Origin of the sequence: Streptococcus sanguinis SK49, assembly GCF_000212815.1 — a bacterium.
GTDB classification, from domain to species: Bacteria; Bacillota; Bacilli; order Lactobacillales; family Streptococcaceae; genus Streptococcus; species Streptococcus sanguinis_C.
The window spans coordinates 372,977-392,098 of record NZ_GL890985.1 but is presented as its reverse complement, the minus strand read 5'-3'; the positions used below and the strand labels follow the sequence as shown (position 1 = coordinate 392,098).

17 protein-coding genes are annotated in these 19,122 nt (G+C 42.9%); 6 read left to right on the top strand and 11 right to left on the bottom strand.

Annotated features, from left to right (window positions below; all coding sequences use genetic code 11):
- Positions 1 to 57: 57 nt before the first annotated feature.
- From HMPREF9380_RS08940 to HMPREF9380_RS08950, 3 genes are read right to left on the bottom strand one after another with little or no spacing between them, the layout of a single operon-like run.
- Positions 58 to 570, bottom strand: a complete 513-nt coding sequence (locus HMPREF9380_RS08940; RefSeq protein ID WP_002932160.1) for a hypothetical protein — start codon at positions 568 to 570, stop codon at positions 58 to 60.
- Positions 570 to 1,403, bottom strand: a complete 834-nt coding sequence (locus HMPREF9380_RS08945) for a hypothetical protein (protein ID WP_002932151.1) — start codon at positions 1,401 to 1,403, stop codon at positions 570 to 572. Before HMPREF9380_RS08945 ends, HMPREF9380_RS08940 begins: the two co-directional genes overlap by 1 nt.
- Positions 1,379 to 2,002, bottom strand: a complete 624-nt coding sequence (locus HMPREF9380_RS08950) for a hypothetical protein (protein WP_032907177.1) — start codon at positions 2,000 to 2,002, stop codon at positions 1,379 to 1,381. Before HMPREF9380_RS08950 ends, HMPREF9380_RS08945 begins: the two co-directional genes overlap by 25 nt.
- Before the next feature lie 355 nt (positions 2,003 to 2,357).
- Between HMPREF9380_RS08950 and HMPREF9380_RS08955 the strand changes: the two genes are divergently transcribed.
- Genes HMPREF9380_RS08955 through HMPREF9380_RS0110945 form a run of 3 tightly spaced genes read left to right on the top strand, consistent with a single transcriptional unit; the run spans position 2,358 to position 4,769 of the window.
- Entirely contained in the window at positions 2,358 to 3,407 is a 1,050-nt protein-coding gene (locus HMPREF9380_RS08955; protein WP_002932144.1) for a bifunctional glycosyltransferase family 2/GtrA family protein, read from the top strand.
- Positions 3,404 to 4,315, top strand: a complete 912-nt coding sequence (locus HMPREF9380_RS08960; RefSeq protein ID WP_002932143.1) for a phosphodiester glycosidase family protein — start codon at positions 3,404 to 3,406, stop codon at positions 4,313 to 4,315. Before HMPREF9380_RS08955 ends, HMPREF9380_RS08960 begins: the two co-directional genes overlap by 4 nt.
- Positions 4,296 to 4,769, top strand: coding sequence for a hypothetical protein (locus tag HMPREF9380_RS0110945; protein ID WP_032907174.1), 474 nt, complete (start codon positions 4,296 to 4,298; stop codon positions 4,767 to 4,769). Before HMPREF9380_RS08960 ends, HMPREF9380_RS0110945 begins: the two co-directional genes overlap by 20 nt.
- A gap of 58 nt (positions 4,770 to 4,827) precedes the next feature.
- Here HMPREF9380_RS0110945 and HMPREF9380_RS08965 read toward each other — a convergent pair whose 3' ends face one another.
- The 8 genes from HMPREF9380_RS08965 to HMPREF9380_RS09000 form a co-directional block, all read right to left on the bottom strand.
- Complete coding sequence (locus HMPREF9380_RS08965) at positions 4,828 to 5,430, bottom strand: histidine phosphatase family protein (RefSeq protein ID WP_002932140.1); 603 nt, start codon at positions 5,428 to 5,430, stop codon at positions 4,828 to 4,830.
- Entirely contained in the window at positions 5,427 to 6,023 is a 597-nt protein-coding gene (locus tag HMPREF9380_RS08970; RefSeq protein ID WP_002932139.1) for a histidine phosphatase family protein, read from the bottom strand. The genes HMPREF9380_RS08965 and HMPREF9380_RS08970 overlap by 4 nt, the downstream gene beginning before the upstream one ends.
- Positions 6,024 to 6,034: 11 nt before the next feature.
- Positions 6,035 to 6,898, bottom strand: a complete 864-nt coding sequence (locus tag HMPREF9380_RS08975) for a Cof-type HAD-IIB family hydrolase (protein WP_002932138.1) — start codon at positions 6,896 to 6,898, stop codon at positions 6,035 to 6,037.
- A gap of 219 nt (positions 6,899 to 7,117) precedes the next feature.
- On the bottom strand, positions 7,118 to 7,996 hold the full coding sequence (metF, locus tag HMPREF9380_RS08980; RefSeq protein WP_002918110.1) for a methylenetetrahydrofolate reductase [NAD(P)H]: 879 nt from the start codon (positions 7,994 to 7,996) through the stop codon (positions 7,118 to 7,120).
- 137 nt (positions 7,997 to 8,133) lie between these two features.
- Complete coding sequence (gene metE, locus HMPREF9380_RS08985) at positions 8,134 to 10,386, bottom strand: 5-methyltetrahydropteroyltriglutamate--homocysteine S-methyltransferase (RefSeq protein ID WP_002932137.1); 2,253 nt, start codon at positions 10,384 to 10,386, stop codon at positions 8,134 to 8,136.
- Between the two features lie 244 nt (positions 10,387 to 10,630).
- Complete coding sequence (locus tag HMPREF9380_RS08990; RefSeq protein WP_002932134.1) at positions 10,631 to 11,614, bottom strand: hypothetical protein; 984 nt, start codon at positions 11,612 to 11,614, stop codon at positions 10,631 to 10,633.
- A 39-nt stretch (positions 11,615 to 11,653) separates the two neighbouring features.
- Complete coding sequence (locus tag HMPREF9380_RS08995) at positions 11,654 to 12,751, bottom strand: AI-2E family transporter (protein ID WP_002932132.1); 1,098 nt, start codon at positions 12,749 to 12,751, stop codon at positions 11,654 to 11,656.
- Positions 12,752 to 12,838: 87 nt separating this feature from the next.
- On the bottom strand, positions 12,839 to 15,517 hold the full coding sequence (locus HMPREF9380_RS09000) for a DEAD/DEAH box helicase family protein (RefSeq protein WP_002932121.1): 2,679 nt from the start codon (positions 15,515 to 15,517) through the stop codon (positions 12,839 to 12,841).
- 202 nt (positions 15,518 to 15,719) lie between these two features.
- Here HMPREF9380_RS09000 and pabB point away from each other — a divergent pair, with 202 nt between their 5' ends.
- From pabB to HMPREF9380_RS09015, 3 genes are all read left to right on the top strand, one after another.
- Positions 15,720 to 17,450: an aminodeoxychorismate synthase component I gene (pabB, locus tag HMPREF9380_RS09005; RefSeq protein ID WP_002932118.1), complete on the top strand. Its 1,731-nt coding sequence runs from the start codon at positions 15,720 to 15,722 to the stop codon at positions 17,448 to 17,450.
- Between the two features lies 1 nt (position 17,451).
- A complete protein-coding gene (locus HMPREF9380_RS09010; RefSeq protein ID WP_002914373.1) occupies positions 17,452 to 18,066 on the top strand; it encodes an alpha/beta fold hydrolase in 615 nt (204 codons plus the stop codon).
- Positions 18,067 to 18,199: 133 nt separating this feature from the next.
- Complete coding sequence (locus tag HMPREF9380_RS09015) at positions 18,200 to 19,108, top strand: ABC transporter ATP-binding protein (protein WP_002932115.1); 909 nt, start codon at positions 18,200 to 18,202, stop codon at positions 19,106 to 19,108.
- Positions 19,109 to 19,122 lie beyond the last annotated feature (14 nt).

The following is a 19,122-nucleotide window of genomic DNA, read 5'->3' as shown; positions in this document are numbered from 1 at the left end:
AACGACCGTTAGGGTCGTTTTTTTGGTTGCTTATTATAAAGACATCTTTATCTAATCCTATTTTTCAGCAAATAGGATGCGACGAGCCTTATCTATTAAACTAGTATACTGATTCTCTTGTTTATGCAAGTTTCTCAAACTTTGATAATTTACAATTAAAATGGCTAATAAACAGCAATGACGAGCATCGTACAATAAACCAGTCTGGTTATACAGCAAAGATACTTTAAAAATATTTTTAAAATAGAAGAGAGCCACGACGCAATAGATCATACAAAGAAACATTTGCAGAAATGCTAAAAATTCTAAATTCTTGTGCAGTAGAATACGTTTTAGAATAAATGACAACACCAAAACAAGCGAGATTGACCATGACATCGATACTAGCAAGTCCAGATTAGAATGATTAATACTATTAACTGATTTCAAATCTGAGATTGACATAAAAACTTTATCATCAATCACAACCGTTGGAAAAATAAATATACCAAAGTAATAAACCAAAATGAAAATTACTTCTGCCTTAAAATCTCCATCTTTAAAATTTACGCTCCCACGATATTTTCTCATCACCAATTCTCCAATCTTAATTTCCCATCCTCAACAGCAAGCCCTTTTTCTTCACCTTTTAGACGATAAATCCCATTTGGCAAAGGATCTTCATCATTTAACTGTTTCAATATCTTTTTTAAAATATCGGTCTTCTCATTTTCGCTCAAATTATTCTGCAAATCGATACTAACGTAAATTAGACCATTTGCAATTGCATCTTCTACAGAGAGCCCCTCTACTCCGCCAAAATTCGTATCACTTTTTTGGATATTCTCTAGTCTAGATTGATCTAGCCAATGGATGGATTGACTATCCATATAGTTATCAGAAAGAGCATTTCTCAAATTAATTTTAGCCCCTTTTAACTCAGATGACTTTTGTAACCTTTTTGCAAAATCCCTCTCAATAATTTTATACTCCTTTTTTTCTTCAAAGACTTTCTTAATTATTGATTCGTATATTTCATAACCATAATTACCCAATCCATCTCTTGAATATGCAGGCATGTTAGAAGATATTGGATAAAAAACCTCTCCTTTGTAGGCTGGCAAAATAAGATCCAACCAACTCATATTTTTTTTAATAGGAAAAGTATAAACCATACTCCCAACTTTTTCACTATAAATATAAGACACTTCCAAAGATTCCCAATTTTTTTCGTCATCAAGATTGAAGCTTTTAACTTGAACGTCTCCACTAAAATATTGAGCTTGGTAGCCTGCTTTTAGGCGACTTTCTAAATTTTTTATCCCCAAGAACCATAGCAGAAACAGAGAAAGGAAAAAAAGGAATAATGAAATAAAACCTCGGTATACTCTTTTAATCATCATTTCTCCTCTCTTTTGACCCATTTAATCGCAGCCTTACCAGTAATATCATCTTTAATTTCCCAGTCAAATAGTTCTTTTAGTTCTTTCCTGCTAACTTTCTGAGTCCGGAGATTGATATAGAGCATTTGCTTTTCTCTAGTCCAAACTCCAACATAGTCATCATTACCATCGCCGTATAACTTTATTCTACCACTTAGCCCCACAAAACCTTGCTCATACGCAATCTTAAGCAAATCCATTGTCTCTTTTTTGATTCCTTTATGATCAAAACGATAATAGTGAATTTTAAAGTACTCATGTTGATCTTTGGTATAACCTTCATCTTTTCTTATTCTAGAATCTTGGAAAACTATATAATGACTCCCAATATCAATTGATTCATATTCATCCTTATCGAGAGGGCGTTTTAAGGATGCAGACACAGACGGTATAGATGTAATGTAGTCAATTTCTACTATCCCCTGATTTTGACCTACGGTAAGATAATTTTCTTTTAAAACTAGTTTTTCCTTATAACTTTGGTACCAGAATCCACAGATAAAAATTGACAAGAAAAACACCACTAGCCCGATCAAATGCACATGCCACATCTGCCATTTAAAATTCCGGATTTTTTTCATTCGCTTCTCCTTGTTTTCTGGATGCTTGATACTGAGCATCCAACCTTATTCGATTTATATTCTTTTTTTATTCATCTTCCAATATTTTACCACGAATACTATCCCAAACAAATTCTTCTTGGAATTTTTTATAAGATTTTAGAAATTTTCCAATAACGCTGTTTATATATTACTTTTTAAAATAAGTCAAACTTCTCTGCTCCATCTTACATTTTATTCTACAATCTTATATCTAAACCTCTTCTTTCTCTGCTCTTTCCTTAAAGAAATGTTAACATTTTCTTAAAACTAACTTATATTAGGAATCTTTAAGCCGCAGTCTGTATACTTTCTACAAATCATCTAAGAAAGAGGTATGGATATGGATTATCTAGTGATTCCGGCCTATGAGCCTGATTATAATCTTATTAAGCTGATAAAAAAAATTCACCAGAAGAGTGATTTTCATATCATTGTTATCGATGACGGCAGCTCATCTAAATGCCAGATAGTCTTTGAGCAGGCGGAGCAGTACGCAACCGTGCTCCGTCATCAGGTCAATCAAGGCAAGGGGCAAGCTCTGAAAACTGCTTTCACCTTTATCCAAGCACTGAAGATCTATGGAACGGTGGTAACAGCAGATGCGGATGGCCAGCACAGGGTCTGGGATATTTTCCGTGTAGCGAGCAAGGCTTCTGAGAATCCCAATCGTCTGATTCTGGGAGCACGCGCCTTTACTGGCAAGGTGCCTCTGCGCAGCCGCTTCGGTAACAGTCTGACTCAGGCTCTCTTCAAGCTTCAGACTGGGGTGGGTGTCTCCGATACACAGACAGGCTTGCGAGCCTTTACGACCAACATGATTCCATTTATGCTAAAGGTAGAGGGCCAGCGCTATGAGTATGAAATGAACATGCTCTTAGAAGCCAGCAAGGAATATCCCATTTTGGAAGTGCCCATTGAGACGGTCTATATCAATGACAATCAAGGCTCGCACTTCCGGCCGATTCGGGATGGGCTCATGATTTATAAAAATATATTCAAATTTGCCCTGACTTCTCTCAGCAGTTTCGTCGTCGACTACGTCGTCTACGCTCTGGCTCTCTTGTTTTTAGTCGCTGTGCCGACCAGCCTGAGAATTCTTTTAGCTAACGGGATTGCCCGCGTGACCAGCTCAATCTTTAACTATTCGACCAATAAAAGGATGGTCTTTAAGAACGACGACAGTATACTCAAGACAGGAACTGGCTATTTCAGCCTAGCTGTAGTGCTCTTTATCCTAGACACACTGCTGATTCGCCTCTTCTATGCTGTCTTTGGCCTCAATCTTCTGATTGTCAAAATTATCGTCGGAATCTTACTCTTCACCGTCTCCTGGATGGTCCAAAAGAGATTTATTTTTAAGGAAAGGACACACACCGCATCATGAAATTTTTAAAGAAACGCTATGCCTACGCCTCCATTTTTGGGCTGCTTCTGACAGCTTCTTTCAGCTACTCCATGCTGAAAACCTTTGTCATCGCAGAGACCATTTCCACGGTTTCAAGCGCAAGTTCGTCATCCAATGCCGAGGCTGCCAGCAAGGCTGCGGAAACAGCAACTGTGACGGATACCAGCTATTCAGACGACAACATCTCGGTCACACTGACTGAAAAGACCGTCAGCAACACCCAAGTCTACATCGCTGATGTGACTGTCAGCTCATCAGAATATCTGAAAACGGCCTTTGCCCAAAACACTTACGGAAACAATGTCACAGCAAAGACCTCGGAAACGGCTGCCAACAACAATGCTATCCTAGCGGTTAACGGCGACTACTACGGGGCCAACACAACTGGCTATGTCATCCGCAATGGCGTCGTCTACCGCGATACCGTCCGAGAAGACTCCAGCAATGGGGATTTAGCTATTTACAAAGACGGCTCCTTCAAGATTATCTATGAAGATCAAGTCTCTGCCGATCAACTGGTCAAAGACGGTGTGGTCAATCTCTTGACCTTCGGCCCATCTCTTGTAGAAAATGGCGAAATTGTCGTTGATACCAACTCCGAAGTCGGCCAGTCCATGTCTTCCAATCCTCGGACAGCTATCGGTATCATTGACGAAAACCACTACATCATCATCGTCTCAGACGGACGCACCTCAGAAAGCAAGGGACTTTCCCTCTACCAGATGGCAGAAATCATGAAATCGTACGGTGTCAAGACTGCCTACAACCTTGATGGCGGCGGCTCCTCTACACTTTACTTTAACGGTCAGGTCATTAACAAGCCTACAACAAACGGAAATACTATCTCAGAAAGGTCGGTGAGTGATATTGTCTACATCGGTTACTAATCACAGCAAAAAACGTTTTAGAAAAACAGCCCTTATCTACGCCCTATTAACTATTTTCTTCTTTGCATTCAGCAGAATCTATGAATCTTTCAGTTTCGGCGAGACTTCTAGCCACATGCACTACCTCTTTGCCATTCCTCTAGCGGGCGGCATCCTCCTCCTACTCTTTATGAAGGTTATCCCTAATCTCTCTCGGCTCAGTCTCAACCTCTGGAACTCAGCTGTAGCCATTATGACAGCCGGCATGCTCTTCCGTGGCATCGTCAACCTATCTGGTCGCTCAACGACGCTGGATATGCCCTACTGGTACGTAGGAGCAGCCTTTGCGGCTCTGGCACTACTCTCCATGGTCTTTACTCGAAGTGAGTGGAATAAAGAAATCCAGGCACAGCCAATACCCAGCAAAAAAGAAGATACAAAACTAAGTCGTCGTGAAACCTACAGCCAAGTATAAACCAAAAAACCTCAGAAAAATCTGAGGTTTTTATTCTAGTGATAATCATTCTGAGTCTTCATTCACATTCATACACACTACCCGTTAGCGGATCAATGACTTCTGCCAGCTTAAAGTGTCCCTGCTCATAATGGTAATGGCAGATGGCGCAGTTGCCAAAGTGCACCTTGGGATCCAGAGCTTGCGCTGCAATCTTGAGATAGAAGGCCCACATGGCACCGCCGTGGCTAACAGCTAAGACTGGCTCTGCTCCTGCCTGCTCCATGACCTCAGTCAGAGTGACCAGCATGCGTTCACCGACTTGGTCCACACCTTCTCCGCCATAGGGAACGAAGAGGTCTTCAAATGAGGTGGCTCCTGGTCGAAATTTCGGCTGCAGGCGTTCAGGCTGGGCTTCAAAGAGACCAAAGTTCCATTCTTTAATGCCCTTAAGGCGAGTATAGTCGGACCGGCCGGAGACAAGTTCCAAGGTATCAGAAGCTCGCTCTTGGGTGGAGGAGTATAGCTGACCAAAACGAATACCCAGCTCTTTCAAATAAGCTCCTGCCTGCCGGGCTTGATTCTGCCCCAGTTCTGTCAAAGGAGAGTCGCAAGCTCCCTGTACCAAGCCTTCTTGATTGAAAAAAGTCTGACCGTGTCGCATCAAATATAAATCTTTCATTTTCCCTCCCAATTGCTAAAATCGTGACCGATGGCTTCTTCTAGATAGAATTTGTCATCTTCAAAAGTAAACTTTAAAATCCCACAGTTGGTCATGTGACCTAGGTCATCCAGACGCCAGTTTTTTTGCCAAGCTCTGGCAAAATTGGCCATAGCTCCGCCATGGGAGACCATGAGCACAGACTGACCATCCGTCTCTTGCATGAGCTGAAGAATGGTCGTTGCCATACGCTCCTGGACCTGATCCTGTGATTCACCGCCATAGGTCACAAAGAAATCTTTATAAGGCAGGGGTGGATTGAGGTCTTCGCTTTCCCCTTCAAAGGTGCCGAAGTTCCACTCCTTGAGTCCCTTGACACGCTTATAGGGAAGCTTACCGTCCGTTACCAATTCCAAGGTATCACAGGCCCGCTCTTGAGTAGAGCTATAAGCATCGTCAAAAGTAATACCGGCATCCTTAAAATATTGCCCTGCCACCTTGGCCTGATAGATGCCAAAATCAGTCAGAGGAGCATCACACCAGCCCTGCACCTTATGGCGCAGATTAAAAAGCGTTTGGCCATGCCGCATCAGATAAAGAGTTTTTGCCATCATTCATATCTCCTTTAGATGAGTTCTAACTTTTCAAAGGCCTTGTAGAGACCGTCTTGGCTGACCGAGTCTGTCACCAGGTCGGCCATGGTCTTGATTTCCTCTCCTCCATTTCCCATAGCAACTCCAACCTGACAATAGTCCAGCATAGGAATATCAACCTTGGCATCGCCAAAAGCCAGAGTATCTACCCTGTCAGCATCCAGATGCTTCAGCAGAACCTCAATAGCATGCGCCTTGGTAATGTCTTTGATACCCAAATCGCCAAATAAAGCATGCTCACCCTTGCCTCCCCAAGTACCCGCCTTAAGCTCAGGAAAAGCAGCCTTGGAATCCAGATGGTCTTGGTAGTTCTTTAGAATGAAGCTGACTTTGTTCAGGTCGTCCCGGTAGAGCTCCCCACCATAAACCAGGCCGTGAAGAGCTTCTTCTGCCTCCATATTTACGACTTCTTCTGGCTTGGCACCTTTTCCAAGTACATAGGTCCGAAGCACTGGTCGCGCTGCTTCGCGGAAGCCCCTGCTTGCAAAGAGACCGTTATTACTCTCTAGGTAAAACTCTAGCCCCCGCTCCTGAAGCCAGTCGACTAGCCTTTTAGCGACATCTCTCGGAATCAGCTGGTGCAGAACAACCTGCCCTTCAAGCTCCACATAGGAGCCGTTGCCACCAATCATGCCATCAAAGCCAATATCCCAAATTTCTGGCGGCATCTCTGCCTTGCTGCGACCTGTGCACACATAAACCAAATGGCCCTTTTCCCGTGCCTTGCGAATGGCGACCACAGCAGACTCCGGTATATGATTATCATAGTCGATGAGGGTCCCATCCACATCCAGAAAGATTATTTTTCTCTTCATAAAACTTCCTCTTTCTCGCATTTACCAATTACTTTCTTCTAATAATCCAAAATAGCAAATGGTTTCTTCAATGTTTACAAATTCTCCAATTCTGACCCAGCTTTATTTTATGAAAGCTTCACTCTATTATATACCTTTTTGAAAGCCTTTTCCTATAGTTTTATTTGCAATATTCATACTATCATATGAAAAAAACCACTAAACAGCAAATGAATCTGATTAGTGGTTTCTTCATTCATATTAAAAAGATTGAACGGATGGGTTATGATTAAAGAGAGCATGAGTAGCCTTATAGATATGGTAGGCTGTTGCAGCGTTATTCATAGTGTAAAGGTGTATGCCCGCCACATCCTGAGTCACCAAGTCAACAATTTGATCCACAGCATAAGCCAAACCAGCTGCTCTCAGAGACTCTGGATCATGTTCGTACTTATCCAGAATAGCCCGGAATTTTCTTGGCAGCTTGATATTCTCACAGGTCTTGAGCAGGCGCAGAGCCTGATTGCGGTTGAGAATCGGCATAATCCCAGCATGGATTGGCACTTCAATACCAGCTAAAATGCACTTGTCCTGAAAGTCGTAAAAACGTTCATTGTCAAAGAAAAGCTGGGTCACCAGACTAGAACAACCAGCATCGACCTTTTTCTTCAGATTTTGAATATCTGAAATCTGATTTGGAGAATCTGGATGGCCCTCCGGATAGCAGGCCCCGATGATGTCAAAATGCGGTGCTTCTGTCTTGATGTATTCGATCAAGTCAGTCGCAAAGGTAAAATCATCCTTAGGTGCTACATCTGGAAAAATATCCCCTCGCAAAGCTAAAATCTGATGGACACCAACCCGATCCAAAGACTGCAATATATTGGACACCATGTCCTTGGTTAGATAGACCGCAGGTAGGTGAGCAATCGTCGGAATCTTGAGGTCGTTGGCGATGAACTCCGTCAAACGAACCGTCGTCTCCTCAATGTCAAACTTATTATTGCTGGCTGTCACACTGATAAAGTGAGGAGCCAGATCTTGCATCTCTCTCAACGCCTGAAAAATCTTATCATTGCCTACTGCCGGATTGGGAGGAAATACTTCAAATGAGAGACTGGGTGTATGACGACGAACCATATAACAAAAAGTTCCTTTCAATGATGGTAGTGATAGCTGAGGACAATCCTAGAAGAACAACTTCTGCAGGATTGTCAGCTCTGCTTCAATTTTGGTATGTTCCTCCATCAAGATCAACTTTTGAGGTTCGAGGAGGATTATTTCAGGTGTTGTCTAGCTGCCTTGGCTGCTTCTACTAAGCGCACCAAGCTAGCCTTAGTTTCTGGGATACCACGAGTTTTAAGACCACAGTCAGGGTTGATCCAGACCTTGCTGCTTGGCACCTTAGCCAAGATAGCTTCGATGGTATGGTCAATTTCTCCTTCATTCGGCACGCGCGGTGAGTGGATATCGTAAACTCCAGGTCCTACTTCTGTCTGGAAGTTCTTAGCCTTGAGCTCATCCAGGATTTCCAAGTTAGAGCGGCTAGCTTCAAAGGAAATCACGTCCGCATCCATATTGTCGATAGCAGGGATGATATCTGTAAATTCTGAGTAACACATGTGAGTGTGGATTTGCGTATCTGGCGCTACTGTTGAGTGTACCAAGCGGAAGGCTGGAATCGCCCAGTCAAGATAGTCTTCGTACCAGTCGCTGCGACGGAGTGGCAATTTTTCACGAAGAGCAGCCTCGTCGATTTGGATAATCTTCACGCCTGCAGCTTCAAGGTCAAGCACTTCGTCCTTGATTGCCAGAGCAATTTGAAGAGTAGAATCCTTGATAGAGATGTCTTCACGTGGGAATGACCAGTTGAGGATGGTAACAGGTCCAGTCAACATACCTTTAACAGGTTTGTCAGTACGGCTTTGTGCGTAGCTAGACCATTTAACAGTGATTGGGTTGAGACGAGTCACATCACCCCAGATGATTGGTGGTTTCACTCCACGCATACCGTATGATTGTACCCAACCATTTTTAGAGAAGAGGTAGCCAGACAGATTTTGACCGAAGTACTCAACCATGTCATTACGCTCGAACTCACCGTGCACCAGCACGTCAAAGCCGACTTCTTCTTGCCACTTGATCCATTCATCAATCTGCTCAGCCAAGAACTTGTCATAGTCTTCTGCTGACAATTCACCCTTGCGGAAAGCCAAACGTTTAGCACGGACTTCCTTAGTTTGAGGGAAGGAGCCAATTGTCGTAGTTGGCAACGGTGGCAGATTGAGTGTCTTGTGCTGGATTTCTTCACGCTCTGCAAAGGCTGGCAAACGAGTGTAATCTGCGTCAGTCAAACCAGCGATGCGCGCACGAAGTTCGGCATTTTCACCAACACGTTCAGTCGCAAAGAGTTCTTTGTTAGCAGCAAGCGCTTCTGCACCGCCGCCATTGCGGATAGCATCCAAGTCACGGATTTCATCCAATTTTTCCACCGCAAAGGCAAAGTGGTTCAAGATTGCTGGTTCAAAATCTTCATTAGCTGTTGTAAATGGCACATGGAGCAGTGAACATGAGCTTGTCAAGACGATGTTTTCAGCTGGGATTTGCTCAAGCACTGCCAAGCTCTTTTCATAGTTGTTGCGCCAGATGTTCTTACCATTGACGATACCCGCATAAAGAGTCTTGTCAGCTGGGAAACCGCCTTTGACAAGTTCAAGAGTTTTCTTGCCTTCGACAAAGTCCAAACCAATCGCATCTACTGGCAACTCTACAAGGTCTGTATAGATGTCACGAACATCACCAAAGTAGGTTTGAACCAAGACTTCAAGACCTTTCTTGTCTGCCAGAAGCTTCTTATAAAGGTCCAAGAAGAGAGCTTTTTCTTCTGCTGACAGATCCTTGACCAGACTTGGCTCATCCAGCTGGATACGCTCTGCGCCCAGCTCTGCTAATTTTGCAAAAACTTCTTGATAAGCTGCAGCTAGTGCATCTACAAAGTCAGCCGGAGCCACACCGTCTTCAAAGTCAGATACTTGCAGGAGAGTGAATGGACCAACCACAACTGGACGGGTTACCAAGCCCAACTCTTTAGCTTCTGCAAATTCATCAAAAATCTTATGCCCAGCCAGCTTGACTTGGGTTTCTTTTTCAAATTTAGGAACGATGTAGTGGTAGTTAGTGTTAAACCATTTCTTCATCGGAAGAGCACGAACATCCCCTTTTTCGCCCTGATAGCCACGAGCCAAGGCAAAATAACGCTCCAAGTCAGTCAATTCCAAGCCTTGCACAGATGACGGCACCACGTTAAAGAGAAAGGCCGCATCCAGCACATTGTCATAATGAGAAAAGTCATTTGACGGAAGCTCTGAAATTCCTTTTTCCTTAACAATATTCCAGTGCTTAGCGCGCAGCTCTTTGGCCTCAGCCAGAAGCTCTTCTGCTGAGATTTCATGTCTAAAGTATTTTTCAGTTGTAAATTTCAATTCGCGAAATTCTCCCAAACGTGGGAAACCAATGATAGTCGTTGACATAAACGTCCTCCAAAATTTTTCTTGATTTTATCTTATCAGAAAATCCCCCCTCTGTATAATTGGAATTTCCCAGAGTTTGATATAGTCTAAAACTATAACCCGGTTCTCTATGCAACAATAAAAGCTTATTTTTCAACTTCCATTGACTGAAATTATTGTTTGCTATAGGTAGAAATTATGACCTTGGAAAAAGAAAAACCAGCGAGAATAAAATCTCGTTGGTTTCTATAATATCTTGTATTACTTACTCTGTTTCATGATATAGCTTTTTAGCCTTTTCAATATCATAATATCTGTCAAACTCTTCTTTGGAGTTGACAATGTGTTCCTGACTGTCGACAGATACTTCCGAAGGAATGGTCACAGCTTCATATACATTCACTGTGTCCGGCATAAGTAGACTGTAGACCGCTGCCTCCCTACTAAAACCTTCTGCACCGTTCTGCGAGTGTAATAAATACACTGTTGTTCCTTTTTTTTCTAAAAGCTTGTAAGCCTTTGAACTACTATCAAATTGAGTCTGGCCTAAAACGGATTTATCTACCCAAACTTCTCCACCAGGAGTAGTGGTATAAATGCCACTTACTTTTTGATCCCAATTAGTCGCTTGCTTTATAAAAGGTTTTCTCACATAATCTTGAGCTAAAATCTCAATTTCCTCCATTTTTCTACTCTTTAGATTAAGGAAAAGCGGCCTTGTTTCCTGAGGATTCTCTAAATCTCGTATTTGTATCCTTAAATAGTCTTGACCTTGCCAAGTGTAAATCCCTCCTAGTTCTGCTGGTAAATAATTAGAATTGTAATTCTCTACAACTTTGTAGAGATCTATCTCCTTTTCTTCTTCAAGTTTTTTGTCATTGATACGATAGACACTAAGAGTCCAATAGGCACCGTCAGATGGTCTTTCCATCAGACGATAGGGAAGCTCTTTCAGTTTAACGTTCTGCCGCAGAATATAGCGAGAACTGTTTTGGTCAATTTTGTAAGAAGCATAACTACCGAACTCATCCATTTTTTTGTCTTCTTCTGGGGTTGTTGAAACCCAATGGACAATAGCGCCCGCACCATCCGCAATGATTTCATAATCATCAATCTTTGCTTTACCCGTATACTTATGGAATTGTCCGTAATATTGTTTATTGCAGTAGAGGTAGAGAGTCCAAGATACCAAAGATAAACCTGCTAATACTAGTAGTGTAATAAGACTCTTTGTTTTACTCCATTTCATAATTAAGCTCCTATTTTTGCAAATTTATCGTCTAAGTAATTAGGCAACTTCTCCAATTTCATTCCTCTCCTCCTTCTCCACAACAAACTCTCTAACCAAGCGGTAGATAACCGCAAAGATAGGCGTGAAGAAAATCATGCCGACCAAGCCAAAGAGGTTACCCCCAATCAAGGCTGCGGCTAGGGTAAAGAGAGTTGGGAGACCGACGGACTGGCCGACCACGCGCGGATAGATGACATTGCCCTCAATCAGCTGCACCACCTGAAAGACTGCGATTGAAAGAAGAGCTTTCCAAGGGCTATCGGTAAAGATAAAGATAGCTCCCAGAGCACAAGCTGAGAATGGCCCGATGTAGGGAATGAAAGAGAGCACTCCGGCCAGAACTCCTGTCAAGGCCGCATAAGGCAGACCTGTCAGAGAGTAGGCGATAAAGACTAAAATCCCAACAATGACGGCCTCTATCATCTGCCCCATCAGAAACTTATCATAGGTCTCAACAATGACAGAACCGACATAGGATAGGCGTTTGACAGCCTTCCCAGGAAGCAGGACTTGCAAGAGACGGCTAGTGATTGTCTGCAAATGCTCCTTGCTGCTCAAGAAGGCAAACATGAGAAAGATAGACATGATGACAGAGAAGAAATTGCCAAAGATAGCAGAGATATTGCCCGTCAGACTGCCCAGAAGAGAAATAGCTCGGTTGACAATGTCACTGTTTTGCAGCTGCTTGGTCAAATCTTTCAGCTGACTAGAGGAAAGCAAGCCAGACTGCTGCAGCCACTTGGCTACCTGAGGCGCTACCTTGCCGATTGTCGCACTCAGCTGATTGACCGCTGTGGTCAGAGTCGGCACGACAATAGAAACAATTCCTGTCATAATGAGAACTAAAATCAGCACCTCTAAAACTAAGGCCAAACCGCGCTGCAACTTCTGAGGGACTCGGCATTTGTCCAAGAGGTCTTCCAGCTTTTTCATCGGGACATTAAAGATGAAGGCTAGGACACCACCCAATATAATGGGTGAAAAAACCGAAGTTAGACTCTGCAGGCCAGACCAGATGTTCCCAATATAGAGAACCAGAGCCAGAGCAAGCGCCGCAAAGACGATTAGTTTATAGGATTCATTTATTTTTTTCATAAGGCTTCCTTTTAAGTTTTTGTCATTCCCTTATTTTATCATAATTTTATAAGCACAAGCTAGAAAGGACAGCAATGAGATAGATTTCTATTTTAGAGGAGATTCAACTTTTTTCTTAGTCCAAATACGATCCTCTTTGTTAGCCAAAGCCAATAAACGAGCTCTTAAAAGTTCTTTTCTCCCCTCCTGACTACGGGTATATATCAATTCATAAGGAGCAAAATTCTTCTCTAATGCTTTGAGAAACTGCTGTGCATCTTGCTTACGGGATGCAAACAGCTTAGGTACAGCAAAATAGGCAGTCTTATCTATAAAGTTATGTCTTGATTTTAAGATGTATCGCTGGTTTAAGATAGGCTCAAAGAACTCTGTCATACTACGAGAAAATACTTCTTTATCTCGTAAAGTGCCCCCTTTTAGGAAAATAGTAGCTACAAAACGATCTTTTCCAATAAAAGAACTTACAATCTTACTCTCTTCTGATGAGAGTGTTCCTTGCTCCAGCAAAGCCTGACGGATCCCTTGACCTATTTTCCCCAGATTTCTATATGGACTCCGATATAGGAGAAAACGGAGCAAATAATATAGAAAGAAGACTAACCAGGCAAGCACAAACCATATATTAAGAAAAGCTTTTTTGCTTATAAGTACTGCTATAGTTTGGATTGCTCCCAACAAGCCGGCCAATCGAATTATTTTTAAGACATCTACAAAAAAGAGGTTAGGAACAAAAGAAGTATCGACCATAGTATTATCTACTATTTCTGGAGCTTCATAAATTACCAAGGCTTCTTTCCAGCCCTGAAATAGCTCTTTTCTTTTCTGCGATAACTGAAGACTGTCACGATTGCTTTTCTCAATCCGTTTTTGGCTATAAGGCGCTTCTAAAAAATTCAGACGTTGCAGGCCATTTTCAATGGTTTTCCCATCATAGCTCAGACCTAAAAAATTCTCCATTCGTCTCTTAAGCAAGGAAAGATCACGGCTATTCTCTCCTAAATCTATCTGGATATCCTGAGATTCCTGTTTGAACGGATTGTTAATTTTATAAGGATTGATAGAAGCTAAATGCCAAATGTTACTAGTCTTTTCTGGATTTTTTATCCAAGTCCGAATTGCTCTGCCTCTCATTTGATTACTAAGCATAAAGCTACCAACAAAACTAGCTAGAATCAGCGAATTGACAGAAGGAGCATCCCATCCTTCCCCTAAAAGTGATTTAGTTCCTATCAGCACCTGAATAATTCCTTGATTAAAAAGCTCTGTTACAGCTGCTACGAGTAGTGATTGTCTTCTACTAACTCGCACTTCTACATACTCTGACTCATCCAATTGACCAATCGGATAAAATTCTACTTGAGCTTCCTTTAAGGACTGCCGCAAATATTCCCTAGCTATCGAAGGAACAACTACCAAACTGCCGCAAACAACGGACACTTTTGCCGAAAGATTCTCTCTTTCAATTTGCCTGCGAATCGTTTCAAAAAAAGGAAGAACTCCCAGCTGACGGATAGGTGCCGTAGTATCCCCCAAAAACTTAGCAAAATCTTTTCGAATATAGTCTGTCAAAATCAGCTGATGTAAATTATCTCCCAAGACTTGATATTCTGACTGAAAAATGGACTGAATGCTGCTTAGCTTTCCCAAAGATTGAGTTATAATTTTTTCAATCTGCCCTGTTTGGACAAGAGTTACTTGCCTCTTTTCAATCAAACCTGCTGCTTTGAACTGACTCTTTAATTCCTTCCGATAAGCATCATCAACCCTATACCAATCAGGAACCTGATACAGAAATCCCTGTAATAGAATTTCCAGCCAATGGAGATCTAGTGCAGGCAACCGTCTAGCTCCTAAAAGTTTTTTTAATTGAGCTGGATAAGGAAGCTTCCGGCTTTGGAGAAAAATCAAAAGTGCAGACAACTGGGCAGGTTGTTCCAAGAGTTCGTCTGTGGATAAATTCCCAGTTAAAATTCTATGATTTTGCATCGCTTCTATAAATCTTTGATCATTCAAGACTTGATTTAAGAGTTCTCTCTTTTGTCTCTCCAGACGTTTGATTTGCTCTTTTTCTTCCTTATCAGGATAGGAAAAATAAACGAAATCTTGGTGCGGGCAAATGCTTCCTTCCTTTACCAACTCGGGAATCATGATTTCTTCATCAATTTCTCCACACAAGTTAATATAGCGGTCCCATAAGGCAGGTTCCGAATCATAAGGGGGTGTGGCAGTTAACGCAATTAGGTTTAATTGAGAATACTTATCACGAAACTCCTCTAAACTTTTCCACCATTCATTGCGTAAGTGATGGCATTCATCTAAACAAAGAGTCCCCAAACCAATTTCCTGCAACTTATTCACTAAATCAAATTGAGAAAAATCTACGTTCTCGGCTAAAACTTCTTCTTCGGACAGATTGGATAGTTTCACTTTATACTGGGTCAATGCACTATGCAATGCTTGATATGTAGCAATTGTAATCATTTTAGGAGTCTTCAAATCTTGAGACACTAATCTCTCTGCCTCTGATGCATGACTTAAAAAGGCGGTCTTGATTCTATCCGCCCACTGTTCACGAATTGTAATCGTAGGTACCAGAATAAGAGCTGGCTTGTCAAAGCGACGAATAAACTCAATCCCTAGAGTCGTTTTCCCAGATCCAGGAGCTGCACTGATATGAACCTGACCATCCGCCATATAGTCGCGACTTCTTTCTAAAATACGCTTTTGATAGTCTCGCCAATGTCCTTTAAAATGTAAATTTTCCATACCTTTATTGCCACTTCTTTTCCTAAAATTTATATAAGCAAATATATAGCTTCAACCGAATATCGTTTGACTTATTTCAGTGTAAAAACAGTATATACAGAAAAGTTTATTCTTGTCAAATTCCATAACCTATTACGGCTTGTATAACATTATAACATCCTACTTTCTAGGACAGTCTTGTATATGCTATAATACTCTTAGTATGCACAAGAAAACGATTATTGATTTTAAGCAGTTGGGCCAACGCCTGATTTTTACGAATCCCATCAAGGAGCTAAAGACTCGCCGCCTGGACCAAGTGGAGGAACTTTTGACAGAGATTGAGGGTTGGCAGGAGAAAGGATACTACGCTGTCGGCTATGTCAGCTATGAAGCAGCTCCAGCCTTTGAGGAAAAGTTCCAAGTTCATTCGGATCCGCTCCAGAAGGAATACCTCCTCTACTTTACTATCCACGATAAGGCCGAGCAGGCTTCCATTCCCTTGACCTATGAGGAAGTGGAAATGCCAGCGGCTTGGCAGGGGCTGACTTCTGAGCAAGAGTACCAGAAGGCTATCGAGACTATTCATCATCATATCCGTCAGGGCGATACCTATCAGGTCAACTACACGGTACAGCTGTGTGCAGAGCTCAATCCTGAGGACAGCTTAGCTATTTACAACAGGCTGGTCGTCGAGCAAAATGCGGCCTACAATGCTTATGTAGAGCATGACGAGACTGCCATCTTGTCCATCAGCCCTGAGCTCTTTTTCGAGGAGCACCGAGGTCAACTGACCACTCGTCCTATGAAAGGAACTACCAATCGGGGACTGACCTTAGAGCAGGATAGAGAGCAGGCTGCATGGCTGGGCCAGGATGCTAAAAACCGAGCAGAAAATATGATGATTGTCGATCTGCTGCGCAATGATATGAATCGCATTTCTCAGACGGGCAGCGAGTGGGTTGAGCGTCTCTGCAGTGTCGAGCAATACTCTACAGTCTGGCAGATGACCTCTACCATCAAAAGCCAGCTACATGAGGGAGTCGGGCTGGCAGAGCTTTTCAAGGCGCTCTTTCCTTGCGGATCCATTACAGGTGCTCCTAAGATTTCGACTATGGCTATCATCAAGGCGACAGAAAAAGCCGCCCGCGGGGTCTACTGCGGTACAGTCGGCATCTGCCTGCCAGACCAGAGACGGATTTTCAACGTCGCCATCCGCACCATTCAGCTGGAGGGAAGAAAAGCCATCTATGGCGTTGGCGGCGGCATCACTTGGGACAGCACCTGGAAATCCGAATACATCGAAACCCAGCAAAAATCTGCCGTCCTCTATCGGAAAAATCCACGATTCGACCTGATTTCTACTGGAAAAATAACGGATGGAAAACTGACTTTACAAGACCAACACCTGCAAAGACTGGCAGAAGCAGTCAGCTACTTCGCCTATCCTTTTGACCAAGACAAACTAGAGCAAGAGCTAGAAGAAACCTGCACTCAGCTAGACAAAGAAAAAGATTATAGGCTACGTATAGCTCTAAAAAAAGATGGCAGTATTGAGCTAGAAACGACTCCTCTACTGCCACTGACGGATACTTTCAGAAAGGCAAAACTGCTCGAGCAGACAGCCAATCTAGCCCAGCCTTTCACCTATTTCAAAACCAGCCATCGGCCACATCTGACCTTGGAGCAGCAAGAACAGATTTACTACAATGCCCAAGGCAAGCTACTGGAAACTTCTATCGGCAATCTGCTGCTGGAACTAGACGGCAGGCTCTACACGCCTCCAGCTGAACTGGGCCTGCTCAAGGGCATCTACCGCCAGCAGTTATTAGATAAGGGTCAAGCTACTGAGAAAGTTTTAACTCTGGCTGACCTAGCTCAGGCTGAGAAAATCTACGCCTGCAACGCAGTCAGGGGACTGTACGAGCTGGAGATTGATAAGGGAGAGCTCTGATATGAAAGTTATCTTTCTGCACGGACTGGGGCAAGATGCGCATTCTTGGAAGAAAGTTCAAGAAGCCCTAGCCAATGTCCCAACGGAGTCGCTGGCTCTTTTTCTGAAGGGCAATGAAAGTTACCAAGACATTCGACAAGCAACCCTCCAGCACCTTCAAGCTGAAGAACAGCCTTTTATCTTAGTCGGTTTGTCACTCGGTGGCCTGCTGGCACTGGACCTTTCTGACCAAACTCTTCCTCATCTAAAGGGCTTGATTTTATCCGGGACTCAATACAATTTAGCAGATAATTTTCTCTACAGACTGCAGATTCTCGTCTTTAAACTGATGCCCAAAAGTGTCTTCACCAAGCAAGGAGCCGATAAAAGCCAGATGATACGGATTTTGGCCGAGCTACGAAAGGTAAATCTCACTGATAAAATTAAGAAAATCAAGCTCCCGAGCCTGATTCTTTGCGGCAGCAAAGACAAACCCAATCTAAAGGCTGCCTATGAGCTTAACAAGCTGCTGAAAGGTTCTCAGCTTCGCATTATAGAAAAGGGCGGCCATACTCTGAATAGCCAAGCGCCAACAACATTTGCTCAAATAATAAAGAAATTCCTAAATAAGTTCTGACCCTTTTACAAGACAAACCAAAAACTTTAGAAATATTTGAGAAATTCTTTATAAATATTTGAAGGTTTGGCGCTATACTAATTAATAAGAAGAGGAGTTTTCTCTCCTAACATCATGAAAAGGAGACTCAATCATGGAAAATGTTTTGGTTTTACAGCAAGTCAGCAAGAAATTCGGCCGGCAGTACGCTCTGACCGATGTGAGTCTGACGATAAAAAAAGGAGATATTTACGGTTTAATTGGCAAGAACGGGGCCGGAAAGACCACTCTGATCAAGGTCATCACCCAGCTCTTGGAAGCAAGCAGTGGCAATGTCTCCCTCTTTGGATCTCAGAACTATCAAGAATGGACGCAGAGCCTCAAACGGGTCGGTTCGGTTATCGAAACACCGGTCGCTCACAACCACCTGACAGCCTATGAAAATCTCAGCTACTACTGTAAGCTCCGCCATATTCCCCATGCGGACAAGGTCATCCGTGAAACCTTAGAATACGTGGACTTGACAGATACGGGCAAGAAGAAATTCCGCGACTTCTCACTCGGAATGAAACAGCGGCTGGGTCTGGCTATTGCGCTTCTTACCAGACCTGACCTGATGATACTGGACGAGCCTATCAATGGCCTGGATCCAGTCGGCATCAAGGAATTCCGCCAGCTGGTGCAGCGGCTCAACGAAGAGTTGGGCATGACCTTTATCATCTCAAGCCATATCCTGTCTGAACTCTACTTGGTGGGTACTCGGTTCGGCATTATCGAGGAGGGACGGCTGATTCGCGAGATTTCCAAGGCGGAGTTTGAAGAACAGAGCGAAGACTATATCGTGCTTAAAACATCGCAGTTGGAAGAAGCCAGCCGGCTGATTCATGACCAGCTCATGCATCGTATCAAGGTGGTCAATGCTTCTGACGAGATTCATATCTTCACCCATTCGCATGAGATTAGCAAGATTGTCAAGGAACTTGCGGCTGCAGATATACCGGTGCAGGAGATTTACTATGCACGACAAAACCTAGAAAACTTCTTTACAGACTTGGTCAAATGAAAAAGGGAGGCTTA